The following is a 13,771-nucleotide window of genomic DNA, read 5'->3' as shown; positions in this document are numbered from 1 at the left end:
GGCGCGCGTTCTTGTTTCTGTCAGGTTTGACCCATGTCTCTGCCCCCCGGATTTCTGGATGAACTACGCACCCGCCTGAGCCTGTCTCAGGTTGTCGGGCGTAAAGTCATGTGGGATCCGCGCAAGTCCAACCAGGGCAAGGGGGACATGTGGGCGCCATGCCCGTTTCACCACGAAAAGACCGCGTCCTTCCACGTCGATGACCAAAAGGGGTTCTACTACTGCTTCGGGTGCCATGCCAAAGGCGATGCGATCAGCTTTGTGAAAGAGACCGAGAATGTCTCATTCATCGAAGCGGTTGAAATTTTGGCGCGCGAGGCAGGCCTGCCCATGCCTGCACGCGATCCAAAGGCACAGGAAAAACAGGACCGCCGGTCGCAACTGGCCGACGTCATGGAGCAGGCCGCGCAATTCTTCCGCTTGCACCTCAAGACCGGAGCAGGGGGCGCCGCGCGCGATTACTTGACCCGTCGAGGATTGGATGCACAGGCGTTGGAGCGGTGGGAGATCGGGTTTGCGCCTGATGGCTGGCAAGGTTTGTGGGATCACCTGCGCGGCAAGAACGTGGCCGAGGACCTGATCCTTGGGGCCGGGCTGGCCAAACCTTCGAACAAGGGCAAAAAGCCTTATGATACGTTCCGCAATCGGATCATGTACCCTATCCGCGATCCGCGCGGGCGGTGCGTCGCGTTTGGCGGTCGGGCAATGGACCCCAATGACAATGCGAAATACCTGAACTCGCCCGAAACGGAATTGTTCGACAAGGGGCGCAGTCTTTATAACCACGGCCCTGCGCGTCAGGCCGCAGGCAAAGGGCAACCTCTGATCGTGGCCGAAGGGTACATGGATGTGATCGCACTGGCCGAAGCTGGATTCGGGGCGTCGGTCGCCCCGTTAGGCACGGCAATCACCGAGCATCAATTGCAACTCCTTTGGCGTGTCTCGGATGAGCCGATCATCGCATTGGATGGCGACACGGCCGGTCTGCGTGCCGCGATGCGGGCCGTTGATCTGGCGTTGCCACTGTTAGAGGCCGGGAAATCCCTACGCTTTGCTCTGATGCCCGAGGGCAAGGATCCCGATGATCTGCTGCGGGCTGAGGGTCCGGCAGCTGTGAAATCAGTGCTTGAAGGCGCGATCCCGATGGTCAAACTGCTGTGGCAGCGTGAGACAGAGGGCAAGGTGTTCGACAGCCCTGAACGCAAAGCTGCGTTGGATAAGTCACTGAGGGACAAGATCAAACTGATCCGCGACCCCTCGATCCGGGCGCATTACGGGCAAGAGATCAAAGACCTGCGCTGGCAACTGTTCCGCCCGCAACGTCAGCCGCAAAATCGCCAATGGCAGCCACGCGGCAAATGGCAACCTCCGAAACAACCAGCAACCCCAGGTGCGCGTTCATCTTTTCTGGCGTCTTCAGAAACCGCGGATATCCAGATGCGCGAGGCTGCAATTCTGGCAATCGCCATCCTGAATCCCACCGTTGTGGTTCAATTCGAACATCAGCTTGAAGAAATGGAGTGCCATGATCCCGATCATGCCGCCTTGCGCGCCGCCATCCTTCGGCATGCGATCGACGACCCAGAGCATCTGAAAGACCACATTTTTGAAACTTTGGGCGGCGAAATCCTTGAAAACCTGCTGGCCCTTCGCCATGTCGCAGTAATCCCTTGTGTGTTCAAACCAGGCGACGTCGAAAAGGCCGAGATGACTCTGGCCGAGGAACTCGCGAAAATCAAAGCGCTCCGGGGATTGGATGCCGAGATTGCCGAAGCTGCAGAGGAACTGTCTGATCTGGCTGATGAAGCGCTGACATACCGGCTGGCCCAGGCCGCCGAAGAGCGTAACCGCACAAGCCGCAGTCAGAACGAGGATAGGGCGGTTTTTGACATCGCCGATAACGGCGCACGAATCAACCGCGACGAGAAAGACGCGTTTCAGGCGATCATGTCTGGCATCAATTTTGAACGGAAACGTCGCTAAAGTGGTGTTTTCGTAAGGCACTGGAAAAGAAAAACGGGTAAACGGGTGGCCGAATCACTTCTACGCGCTAATGATTCGGTACAAACGAATCACCCATCCCTGCAGGAGCATTGAATGGCCGCCAAGGATACAAACGAAGACCGCAAATCCGACGAGCAGGAACAGGAAATCTCGCTGGACATGAGCCAGGCCAACGTCAAGAAAATGATCGCCGAGGCCCGCGAGAAAGGTTACATCACCTACGACCAGCTCAATCAGGTTCTGCCGCCTGATCAGGTAAGCTCGGAACAGATCGAAGACGTTATGTCGATGCTGTCCGAGATGGGCATCAACATCATCGAAGATGAAGAGGCCGAGGAAGAAGAGAACAAAGGCTCGACCGAACTGGTTGCTGCAGAAAGCAACCGAGAGGTTGCGCTGGCGGGTGCTGGTGCTGAAAAGCTGGATCGCACAGATGACCCGGTCCGCATGTATTTGCGCGAGATGGGCAGCGTCGAACTGCTGAGCCGCGAAGGCGAGATTGCCATCGCCAAACGGATCGAAGCCGGTCGCAACACCATGATTGCCGGTCTGTGCGAAAGCCCGCTGACCTTCCAGGCGATCACCATCTGGCACGACGAATTGTTGTCCGAAGACATTCTGTTGCGCGACGTCATTGATCTGGAGGCCACGTTTGGCAACCAGTTAGACGAAGACGGGGATGTTGAAGAGCCGGTTGTCGACACGTCTGCGGTTCAGGCGGCAAAACCCGCCAAGGACACCGGCCCCGAGCTGGACGCTGATGGCAACCCGCTGAATAACGATGACGATGATGACGACGACGAGCAGGCCAACATGTCGTTGGCCGCGATGGAAGCCGCGCTGAAAGATCAGGTTCTGACCACACTGGAACGGATCTCGACCGACTTCTCGATGCTGTCGGAAATGCAGGATAGCCGGATCTCGGCGACCCTGAACGAAGACGACACCTTCTCGGAAAAACAAGAGGCGACCTATCAACAGCTGCGATCTGAGATCGTCGAATTGGTGAACGGTCTGCATCTGCATAACAACCGTATCGAAGCGCTGATCGACCAGCTGTACGGCATTAACCGTCGCATCATGTCTCTGGACAGCTCGATGGTGAAACTGGCGGATCAGGCGCGCATCAATCGTCGTGAGTTTATCGACGCCTATCGTGGACGCGAACTGGACCCGAACTGGCTGACCGAGATGGCAGAAAAGCCGGGCCGGGGTTGGCAGATGTTCATCGAACGCTCGACCGCCAAGGTCGAGGAACTGCGCAACGATATGGCTCAGGTCGGTCAGTATGTCGGCCTGGACATCCCTGAATTCCGCCGCATCGTGCAGCAAGTTCAAAAGGGTGAAAAAGAGGCGCGTCAGGCCAAGAAGGAAATGGTCGAAGCCAACTTGCGTCTGGTGATCTCGATTGCCAAAAAGTACACGAACCGTGGCCTGCAATTCCTTGATCTTATTCAGGAAGGCAACATCGGCCTGATGAAGGCGGTGGACAAGTTCGAATACCGCCGCGGGTACAAGTTCTCGACCTATGCGACCTGGTGGATCCGTCAGGCGATCACGCGTTCCATCGCGGATCAGGCCCGTACGATCCGTATCCCGGTTCACATGATCGAAACGATCAACAAGCTGGTCCGGACCGGTCGTCAGATGCTTCACGAAATCGGACGTGAGCCGACTCCGGAAGAACTGGCCGAAAAGCTGCAGATGCCGCTTGAGAAGGTTCGCAAGGTGATGAAGATCGCCAAGGAACCGATCAGCCTTGAAACGCCGATTGGCGACGAGGAAGACAGCCAACTGGGCGATTTCATCGAGGATAAGAATGCTGTGCTGCCTTTGGACAGCGCCATTCAGGAAAACCTCAAGGAAACGACCACCCGGGTTCTGGCCTCGCTCACACCGCGTGAGGAACGTGTTCTGCGGATGCGTTTTGGCATCGGTATGAATACCGACCACACTCTGGAAGAGGTTGGTCAACAGTTCAGCGTGACCCGCGAACGTATTCGTCAGATCGAGGCGAAAGCGCTGCGCAAGCTCAAACATCCCAGCCGATCGCGCAAATTGCGGTCCTTCCTGGATCAGTAATCAAAAAGGCGCCTCAATCGAGGCGCCTTTTTCTTATCCGTTCACGCGTTATCACGGTGACCGGTTCAAACCTCAAATTGGCGAGAACTCACAAGTCATGCGGCGATGTGGCCCCTATTTCTGCCTTGTCCACTCATGGGACAGGCCGGGGCGAGGCTGTGCCGCTGACGACCCCCGGCCACCCTTTCCGTGTTACGGTCCCAACCGAGTGCGGAACGCGCTGGGTGCCTGACCGGTCCAGCGTTTGAAGGCCGTAGAAAACGCAGGTTGATCCGCATAACCCAGCGAATAGGCGATTTCCGACAAGGGCATCCCGTTGGTGATAAAGGTCTGCGCCAGATCGCACCTCAAGTCTTCGACAATCTCACGATAGCTTGTGCCTTCATTGTTCAGCCGTCTGGCAAACGTGCGCGGGCTCATCCCAAGGTTCGAGGCTGCGTCGTCCGCCTGAATGATCGCGCCGGGCATCGACCGGGTGATCAGCCCCTCGACTTGCGCCCTGAGTTTTTGCGCGGGCTGGTCACTTTCGGCCTGAACCCTGTCGCCATATGACAGAAGATGCTCGCGCAGGGAGGGGTCATATGTCGGCACCGGCAGATCCAATGAAGACAGCGTCAGTATTATTTCCAACCGTTCTGCACCAAAGGACACAGGAAAGCCCGCTAGTTTCTGAAACTCTTTTCCGGCTTCGCCGACCTCGTGCTGAAAGCGGATTTCGATAGGAAAAAAACTTGTCTGCGTTAACGAGCGTATGCGGGCGAGTGCCGCGAAAATCAAAAATTCGGTACGACGGTGATATCGGGCAAAACTGGCATCCTTCCAGTCGGCTTCGATTGAAGCAAAATTTCCGGAAACGCGCAGACTGAAGAATAACGCCGGGTCTATCATCCCGTGAAACCGCGACGAGTTTTCGATCACCTGCTTCAGATCACGCGAGTATTTACTGATATACGCCGTCAGGCTGGAGGACGACATGAAGCCAAGCCCAGCACTGGCCGAAAAGGTGATGTCATTGAGCGCGTCGCAGGCGTAGCGGACAAACAACGCCTCTTTGTGCGCGCTATAGGCTGTTGCAGGTGGCGCAATGTCGCTGCGGCTCAGACCGGATTTGGCCAGCACGCGATCACCAATCGAAGGATCTTCTGCCCTTTGATCTAGTGTTTTGGACAACACTTGAATGCGGGCAATATCGACGTCCATGTTCAAACCCGAGTTAGCAGCGTATTTCATTTCGCGGCATTTGTTCCGGCCGCTGTCATCTATTCAAATAACAATGGCAGAATTTCGCAAGACTACATTGGGTGTCATACGTATTTTCCGCGTGCTGTCGGGTTAAGCCTTGTGGGGATGAGGTCAGAGCCCAGGAAACTTGTCGCGCAGATGACCCGAGGCTCCCCGACACATATCAATTCGCAAAAATGGCCCAGTGTCGCATTGCCCGGAATGCGCAGTGATGCGAATGTGCGTCAAAACGGGTTAACGAGCGTAACTGGCATGACCAGACTGGCAACAGATGCGGCGGATGGTCAGGATTTCATCGTCTTTGACGGCGAATGCGTTCTATGTTCTGGGTTTTTTCGTTTCATGGCCGCCCGGGACAAGGCGCAGCGGTTCAAATTTGCCACCGCGCAGTCGCCATTGGGGCAAAGGCTGTATTCTCACCTCGGACTACCGACGCGGGACTTTGAAACCAATCTCGTCGTTACCGATGGCGTGGTTCATCAACGGTTGGATGCTTTCGCAGCAGCGATGCGCAAGTTGCCGGGGTTTTGGTGGGTTCTTTCGGTCTGCAGGTTTCTTCCTCGCATCATCAAAGACCCGCTGTACTATGTAATCGCCAGAAACCGGTACGCAATCTTCGGACGTTCGCCGACCTGCATGATCCCGGACAAAACGCTGCAAGCTCGCTTTCTGCCTGAGGGGTTCTGAGTGCACCCTGATCCCTTTTTGCAAGCCTTGCCCGTGGGCACGAACCTGCCCAAGGCGCTGCAGGCCTTGCACAGCACGGGCGGATTTTATTCCGGGCGATGCTCAGTCACGCCGGGCAAGGGGTGGCTGGCCAAACTCGCGTTGCGTTTTGCCGGCATGCCGTCCGGGGGTGACGACATCCCGGTGCGTCTCAGGGTCGAGCAAGAGGGAAACGCTTGGATATGGACGCGCGATTTCGATGGACACATCACCCGATCGCGGCTGACTTTAGACCAGGACCAGGGATGTGTCTGCGAGCAGTTTGGGCAGGTCTCCGTATGGTTAAAGCCGGTATTTGTACCCGAGAGGTTAGAGATCCAGATCATGCGCCTCAGCCTGTTGCGAGTTCCTTTCCCGAAGGTGCTTCTGCCGCAATCAAAGACCGAGGAATGGCAGGATGATGAAGGACGGTTCCGGTTTGACGTGTCGGCCCGGATGCCGCTTGTTGGGGCTTTGATCCGGTATCAGGGCTGGCTAACGTTCGATCACGCGAGGACCCGTGTTGACTGAATTGATTGTGAACCAGCTTTGCCCGGTAAGAATGTACACTATTTGAGAAATTACCTCGAAATGAATGAGAGTATGATAATGAAACAGGTTATGACATTGGCGGTTTCTGCCGCGATCTTGCTGTCTGTGCCCCTATCGTCGGCCTCGGCTGCGCGAAACGGATTTCAGACGGTTGCCGTCAACAGCAATATGTTCGAAGTGATCCCGCGGGCCCGTCAGGACGTGGACGGGTATTGGTGCGCGGCTGCAGACTTTGCGCGCCGGACTTTGGGTGCAGGTTGGCAGCAACGTATTTATGTGGTGCGCGGCTATGGTCCCAGCGAAGCAACGGGCCGCCGCACGGCTGTTCAATTCTCGCTGCAGCAACCTACAAACGTTGCCCAGCAAAGCAGTTCGATCTCAGTCGGTTTCAAGGCTGGCGAAAGCATGTCGGTTCAGGGGGCAAACGGACGTTGCAACATCCGCCCATTCCGCGACTGATCGAGGACTGATCGCCATATGCAGACCGAGTTTATTATTTCGACGAACGGACCAGGGTTGTACGAATTCACCCGGGACGTGCGCAACTGGCTTAACTCGGTCTCAGGCGATGGTTTGCTGACATTGTTTGTGCGGCATACGTCGTGTTCGCTGACCATTCAGGAAAACGCTGATCCTGAGGTGCAAACAGATCTGCACGCCTTTTTTGAACGTTTGGTGCCGCCGTCTGATAACCCGGTTATGGCCTATCTGCGCCATACGTACGAAGGCCCCGACGACATGCCCGCCCATATCAAGGCGGCACTTTTACCTGTATCGCTTTCTGTTCCTGTGTCCGCGGGGCAACCGGTGCTGGGAACATGGCAGGGCATTTACCTGTTTGAACACCGCACCGCAGCGCATGTGCGAAAGGTCGCGGCGCATTTCGCCTGACCCCTTTATGTTGCGGTGGAAATTTCCGACTACCCAAATCCTAGCGGCTACCCTATAGTTGTGGATAAGTAAGTCATAGTGCTTACAAAAAGAGGCGGAACCAGGGACGAGGAGACGGTGGATGCGCTGCCCGTTTTGCGGAAATATCGATACTCAAGTCAAAGATTCACGCCCGGCAGAGGACCATGCGGCCATTCGTCGGCGTCGGTTCTGTCCCGCGTGTGGGGGGCGGTTTACGACCTACGAACGTGTCCAGTTGCGTGATCTGGTGGTAATCAAAACCAACGGCAAACGCGAAGATTTCGATCGGGACAAGTTGGAACGTTCGATCCGCATTTCGATGCAGAAACGCCCGATTGATCCGGAACGTATTGACCAGATGATTTCTGGTATCGTGCGTCGCCTGGAAAGCATGGGCGAGACCGATATCCCGTCCAGCAAAATTGGCGAGATCGTTATGGAAGCTCTGGCGCGGATCGACACCGTCGCCTATGTTCGCTTTGCGAGCGTATACAAGAATTTCCAGGCGGCCGATGACTTCGAGGAGTTTGTCCACGAACTGCGCCCGCCGCAGCCTTCGACGGACGAGTGAGCGAAACAGATAAGCGATACATGGCGCTTGCCCTGTCTTTGGGCCGGCGCGGTCAAGGGACGTGCTGGCCAAACCCAGCGGTCGGTTGCGTGATCGTGCGTGACGGGCGCATTGTGGGACGCGGCTGGACCCAGCCGGGTGGTCGTCCGCACGCCGAACCCCAAGCGCTGGCACAAGCCGGAGACGCGGCACGGGGTGCCACGGTCTATGTCACGCTTGAACCCTGCGCCCATCACGGTAAAACACCCCCTTGCGCCGAGGCCCTGATCGCTGCCGGTGTGGCCCGTGTTGTCGCGGCCATCGAAGACAGCGATCCGCGTGTTGCGGGGCAGGGCTTTGCCATGCTGCGCGAGGCGGGGATCGAAGTTGTCACCGGTGTTCTGGCTGACCAAGCAGCCCAGGATCTTGCGGGGTTCTTCCTGAAAACCGAACAGGGGCGTCCTTTCGTAACCCTGAAGCTGGCTAGCAGTTTTGATGGGCGCATCGCCACCGCCACGGGGCACAGTCAATGGATCACCGGCCCAAAGGCGCGGCGTGCCGTGCATGCCGTGCGATCACGCCATGATGCGGTGATGGTCGGGGCGGGCACCGCGCGCGCCGATGACCCATCCTTGACCGTTCGGGATATAGGGGTCGACGCTCAGCCTGTGCGAATTGTGGTCTCGCGCCATTTGGACATTCCCTTGTTGGGGCAGCTGGCGCGCACGGCTGCTGAGATACCCGTATGGCTATGTCACGGCCCATCCCCGGATGCCGAGCGCGCCCGCGCGTGGGACGGGCTTGGGGCGCAACTGCTGCCTTGCGCGCTGGACGATCACCAGATCGATGCAGCGGACTTGTTGCAGCAGTTGGGTAAAGCAGGTCTGACCCGCGTATTCTGCGAGGGCGGGGCGGCATTGGCGGCGTCGCTGGTTGCTGCGGATTTGGTCGATGAATTGGTCGGGTTCACCGCCGGGCTTGCGATCGGTGCCGAAGGGTTGTCAGCCATCGGCACGCTTGGGCTGGACAAGTTGGACAATGCCCCGCGTTTTGAGTTGATCGAGACCCAGGTCATCGGGCCGGACATCATGCACCGTTGGGCGCGGGCGCTGCGTTAACGACGCCAGATATGTGCATGGGTCGCGAATGCGCCTTGTAGTTTTGACAAAACTCGAAGCAGTGGACCGCCTGCGGGCGCCGCACCTTGTGACAGCCGTTCAACCGCAACTTCTACGGGGCAGGGCTCACCTGTCACAGGGTCCATATACCGGGAATAATCGATCAGCGCCGCGTGAACCAAACCTAAAACCGTTGGTCGTGCGCCCCTGCGGACTGGGACGGTTCCCAAATCGTTCGTCAGCCCCCAACCCGCATAAAAAGGCGCGCCCAGGGTGGTCACTCTGACACCGCGCATCAAAGCCTCGAACCCTAGCAATGAGGTCATGGTCCAGACCTCCTGGACCTGCGACAGCAGAGCTGCCGGGTCGCAATGGGTGGCGATGACATCGGCGAGGGCTGCGGCCTCGACTGCCCCATCGCGCAAGCCCGCTTCGACATCGGGGTGCGGTTTGTAGATCAGAATGGCGTTTGGGTGTGCCTCGCGCACGGCGCGCAACAGATCGGTATTTGTGCGAACAGTGCTGGTGCCCAACTGGATTGAAGCATCGTCTTCAACCTGACCGGGGACGAGTATGCGATGCCCCTCAGGCAAATCCGGTGCGCCAACCCCTGTGTTGTACTTGGTGATTTGGGCGGACACGATTTGAGCGATCAGCCTTTCGGCACGCAATTCCTGATCTGGCCGCAGAGTTTCCCGGGCGGCAATAAACCCTTCCAGTTGGCTGGGATGCGTCGGGTCGTAATAGATCCCCTGATTGTCCGTTGCCAATGACAGGGGCGGTACAAGTTTTGCGCCCAGCCCGCGCGAGCGTAGAAAGCCATCCTCGACCCGGACGGCACTTTCCGTGCCCTTGGCTTTACTTGCCCAGACCATATGAGGACGATCTGACTGCGCTGGTTGATCGTCGGTGAAGCGGACCGTTTTCTCACGCCCGAACATCCGTTGCAGATGTTTGCGTTTCCACAGGCGCATACCCGAGGCGGTCCATCCCTTGTGATCCTGACGCCAGGCGCGGGCTCGCGCCTCAAGCGTGTCCAGAACGGTTTCCAACTCGCACAGCTGGTCCCGGTATGGATCGTACCAGGTTGGATAGAGGATCATCGCTGCAGCGAACAATTGCGCGCGCGTCAGGTTGCGTTGGCGGCGTGGCAGGTGTGCTTCATCCTGCGTCAGTCCCCAACCTGCATAGAAGGGCTGGCCAAAAACACGCGGCTTATGTCCGGCCAAAATCGCCTCGAACCCCATCTGTGAGGACAGGGTGTAAACGCCAACCGCACCTTCCAACAAAGCCCACGGACTAACCGGTGTGCTGATGACCGAGACGCGATCGGTTTGGTCAGCGGTGGTGAAATAGCCTGAACGATGCCCGGCGATGGTTTCGGGATGTGTCTTGATCAGAACTTTGGCGCCAGGATTCTCTTCCTGCGCCATGACCAGCATTTCGCGAAACCGGGCCTCATCCCCAGCGCTGGCCGTCACAGCCGCATCGTCGCGGACCTGATCCACCACCAGTACATAGCCGGGGTCAGGGGGCGGAGCGGTCAGATCAAAGGCCGAGTATTTGCTAAGATGCAGGTCGCGCATCCGTTCAATCCCGCCCCGTGCGCGGTTCAGCAGGGCGGTGTCGTCCAAGGGATCGGTGGCCAACAGCGTTTCCAGATCGGACGCCTGAGCCGCATCGAAATGTAAGCCGGATCGATCAAGCAACAGGCCAAGAGGCGGCTCTCCGCTGCGGCCATGATGCAAAGACCGAAGAAAGGCGTCTTCGACGCGCAGCACTGGGGCATTATGCCGAGCCGCAACAGCAAGGCCGCGATGGGCCGTCGGGCTGTTGCCCCAAACTCCGACGGCATCACCGTCTTTGTGCAAGCCAATCCGGATGTCGTAACCGGACAGGGACAATATTCGGCGAATTCGGCGGGATGTCAGGAAACCACCATTGTAGACAAGCAGCCGGGTACGTTCAGACCCGGCTGTTGTTTCAGGCGACATCAGTTGCCTGTCAGCGTGGCGACATTGGCCAGGGGTGTAAGGCCACCGGAGATCAGGGAAATAGACTTGGTCCACTGCGCATATGGTGCTTCGGTCACGTAAATAGTGTCATCATCGCGAATGACGAAATCCCGTGCAATGAACAGACCGTTTGGTGCCGTCAGGTTTAGCAGGTAAATCATACGCTGATCGCCCTGCAGGTCCGGACGGCCCATCACCGAGCGTGCGATATCCTGACGTTCGTCACGCAAGATAAATATCCCCGTTGGATCGGAAGACAGCGACAGCAGGCCACCGACTTGCGCCAAAGCCTCAAGCGCCGAAAGGTCCTGCGTGTCAAACGCCACGCGCGACTGACCGCCAGTTGCACCAAGGGCAATGTACGACCGGCTGTCCGCTTCGACCAGAATGCGGTCACCGCCGCGAAGGGCCACATCCAGCTTGGAATTGCTGAACAGGTCATCGTACCAGATGGTCCCTTTTTGGTTTCCGCGGATCAATGTCACGAGCGAAATGTCAGTACCACCTGATGCACCTACACCAGTTGATACACCTCCGGCCTCTGACAGCATGCCGGTCAACGTACGGGTCGGGAGTTCGATTGGATAAATTCCCGGCGCCGCGACGCTTCCAGACACCGCGACAGTTGCGCCATCCCCGGCGGACCGGCGGACCTCGACCTGAGGGTCTGGCGTTTGATCTTGTAGTTTTGCAGTGATCACCTGACGCAACTGCTCGGGTGTGTTTCCAGACGCACGCACACGTCCGGCATATGGCACGAAGATGAATCCGTCGGCGTCCACCTGAACTTCACTCAGCGTGGTCGAGGATCCGACTTCACCTGACAGCAGGCCGTCATCGACGTTTTCCCAGATCGTCAATCCCAACACGTCTCCAGGGCGAACGGTATCCGCCGTCAGGCTTTGCGCGCTGGTGAAGGAAGACGAGAAACCGAATTGGGGGATTTTGGATGTCGCTCGTGCGACCCTGTCATCCACCTCGACGACAAAGGCATTGCCACCATTTTCAACTGAACCCGCCAAAATCTCGGACTTGTTGGGGCCAGATTTAGGGAGCTGGCACGCGGCCAGCACGCCACATACAGCCACAAGGGCGGCCCCTCGCACCCAGCGAATTGGAAAGCACTGCACTGCCGATTATCCTCAGTCGTCTTTTGTTTGCGTCAACTTAGCTTGATCGGGGTTCAACATCCAGCACCAACCAACCCAGCTTATTCGACGAGTTTCAACTGTGGCGTCGACGCCTCGTTGTCGGACAAAACGGACTGGTAGGGATCATGCGACTGCAACAGCATGTCGGCGGCGCGGCGCAGCAGTTGCCGTCGCCCACGCAGTGAATAAAAGCCGCCGGGTAACTGACTGGTTTTCAATAGAAATTTCCGGTAAGCCCGATAGGCTCCGTGGTCCGGTACGTCCGGGTCGGCAAAGAACTGGGCAATGGGTTGCTGTGAAACAAACTCGGGTTTGTCGTACACGGACTTTCCAAAACTGCGCAAAGGGATTCCGCGCCACAGAACTTGTTGACCGGCCGTAGAGTTGATCGTCACTGCTGTGTTCGCGTCATCCAGCAATCCAGCCAGTTTGCCGCCGGGAACGTAGTGCACGCGATCCGCCACTTGATGCGCGCGAGCTATTTCGCGCGCCCTACGGCGCAGTGGCTCGCGATGGTTTTCCAGCGGATGTTCCTTCAGAACCAGAAGGTGATGGGCCGGAGCGCCTTTGGCAAAACCTGATATGACATGCTCCAAAAAGTCCGACATGCAGGTATAATCTGAATGGGCCTGCACCGAACTGTCATGACCCAGTTGCAACAGGGCCAGGTGATAGGGTGCACCGTTTTGCCGAACGCGCATGGTGGCCCAGCGACGCCTAATTCTGTGGAAAGGCATCAGCGCAAGCCGTTTGAAGTACAGGCGAAACTCTGTTGATACAGGCAATTCCCGGTGCGTCTTGAAGTTGGAGTACCTCCGGTTCAGGAACAGGACAAACCAGTGATAAAGCGCACCGTAGAATATGTGTTGCCGCATATCGCCCCAATGGGACGGTGGCGGTGGAACTGGTGCCTCGGACTGGTCAAGCGCATCTTGCATCTGGGCGACGTCCAAAGACATCAACCGTGAGTGTCCATTTGATCCGTTCCGTTCGTAAGTGACCCACCACGGGCGCAGATACCCCTCTTCGAAGACATGGACAGTCACGCCCACTTCGCGCGCAACATCCGCAGCTTTGGCATGAACCGGGCGGGTGTCGCCGTATAGAACGATATCTGTGACCGACTGTGACCGGATCAGTTCCCTAAGGGTTTCGGGCCATTGCTCGGAATTGTCTAAAAACGGGATGTAGGTGCTGCGATCAAACCAGAACGCTTCATCGCCCGCGTTAAACCCCACGCGCAGAACATCAGCCCCGGCGGCGCGCAAAGCACGTGCCAGTGCGCTAAAGAAAGGGCCATGCGGTCCCTGCAAAAACAGGAATACACGGCGATGCGAGCGCGTGGCGAGTGGGTGCATCCGGGACTGCTCTTTATCGTTTGGTACCAAAATTATGCCTGTATACATCAATCCAGGCAAGGCAGGGCTTGCCCGCAGCGTT

The 13,771-nt window shown here is 57.5% G+C and carries 12 protein-coding genes; 8 read left to right on the top strand and 4 right to left on the bottom strand.

The features are described from left to right. The first annotated feature begins 33 nt into the window (after positions 1–33). Positions 34–1,983: a DNA primase gene (gene dnaG, locus AC2FJE_RS03425; RefSeq protein WP_496753555.1), complete on the top strand. Its 1,950-nt coding sequence runs from the start codon at positions 34–36 to the stop codon at positions 1,981–1,983. 114 nt (positions 1,984–2,097) lie between these two features. Continuing rightward, the gene (gene rpoD, locus AC2FJE_RS03420; RefSeq protein WP_058277324.1) at positions 2,098–4,086 is read left to right on the top strand and encodes an RNA polymerase sigma factor RpoD; all 1,989 of its coding nucleotides are present in this window, start codon (positions 2,098–2,100) and stop codon (positions 4,084–4,086) included. 192 nt (positions 4,087–4,278) lie between these two features. Here rpoD and AC2FJE_RS03415 read toward each other — a convergent pair whose 3' ends face one another. Further along, entirely contained in the window at positions 4,279–5,316 is a 1,038-nt protein-coding gene (locus tag AC2FJE_RS03415) for a helix-turn-helix domain-containing protein (protein ID WP_496760631.1), read from the bottom strand. A gap of 150 nt (positions 5,317–5,466) precedes the next feature. Between AC2FJE_RS03415 and AC2FJE_RS03410 the strand changes: the two genes are divergently transcribed. The 6 genes from AC2FJE_RS03410 (at position 5,467) to ribD (ending at position 9,165) form a co-directional block, all read left to right on the top strand. Beyond that, complete coding sequence (locus AC2FJE_RS03410; RefSeq protein WP_496760630.1) at positions 5,467–6,015, top strand: thiol-disulfide oxidoreductase DCC family protein; 549 nt, start codon at positions 5,467–5,469, stop codon at positions 6,013–6,015. Then, positions 6,016–6,564 carry a DUF4166 domain-containing protein gene (locus AC2FJE_RS03405; RefSeq protein WP_496753561.1) on the top strand — a complete coding sequence of 183 codons (549 nt, stop codon included), beginning with the start codon at positions 6,016–6,018 and terminating at the stop codon, positions 6,562–6,564. Positions 6,565–6,642: 78 nt separating this feature from the next. Further along, positions 6,643–7,044 carry a hypothetical protein gene (locus AC2FJE_RS03400; protein WP_282118790.1) on the top strand — a complete coding sequence of 134 codons (402 nt, stop codon included), beginning with the start codon at positions 6,643–6,645 and terminating at the stop codon, positions 7,042–7,044. 18 nt (positions 7,045–7,062) lie between these two features. Beyond that, positions 7,063–7,476 carry a secondary thiamine-phosphate synthase enzyme YjbQ gene (locus AC2FJE_RS03395; RefSeq protein WP_109311975.1) on the top strand — a complete coding sequence of 138 codons (414 nt, stop codon included), beginning with the start codon at positions 7,063–7,065 and terminating at the stop codon, positions 7,474–7,476. A gap of 121 nt (positions 7,477–7,597) precedes the next feature. Then, entirely contained in the window at positions 7,598–8,068 is a 471-nt protein-coding gene (nrdR, locus tag AC2FJE_RS03390; protein WP_058274803.1) for a transcriptional regulator NrdR, read from the top strand. Further along, on the top strand, positions 8,065–9,165 hold the full coding sequence (ribD, locus tag AC2FJE_RS03385; protein ID WP_496753562.1) for a bifunctional diaminohydroxyphosphoribosylaminopyrimidine deaminase/5-amino-6-(5-phosphoribosylamino)uracil reductase RibD: 1,101 nt from the start codon (positions 8,065–8,067) through the stop codon (positions 9,163–9,165). The genes nrdR and ribD overlap by 4 nt, the downstream gene beginning before the upstream one ends. Here the strand turns inward: ribD and AC2FJE_RS03380 are convergent. The 3 genes from AC2FJE_RS03380 to AC2FJE_RS03370 form a co-directional block, all read right to left on the bottom strand. After that, positions 9,162–11,159, bottom strand: coding sequence for a capsule polysaccharide biogenesis protein (locus AC2FJE_RS03380; RefSeq protein WP_496760629.1), 1,998 nt, complete (start codon positions 11,157–11,159; stop codon positions 9,162–9,164). The genes ribD and AC2FJE_RS03380 overlap by 4 nt on opposite strands. Further along, entirely contained in the window at positions 11,159–12,310 is a 1,152-nt protein-coding gene (locus AC2FJE_RS03375) for a polysaccharide biosynthesis/export family protein (RefSeq protein WP_282118786.1), read from the bottom strand. Before AC2FJE_RS03375 ends, AC2FJE_RS03380 begins: the two co-directional genes overlap by 1 nt. 80 nt (positions 12,311–12,390) lie before the next feature. Next, a complete protein-coding gene (locus AC2FJE_RS03370; RefSeq protein ID WP_496760628.1) occupies positions 12,391–13,689 on the bottom strand; it encodes a capsule polysaccharide biogenesis protein in 1,299 nt (432 codons plus the stop codon). Between the last annotated feature and the right edge of the window lie 82 nt (positions 13,690–13,771).

The organism is Ruegeria sp. CDSC002 (genome assembly GCF_059610905.1).
Note: the sequence above shows the minus strand (reverse complement) of the source record. Positions and strands in the feature narration are given on the sequence as shown.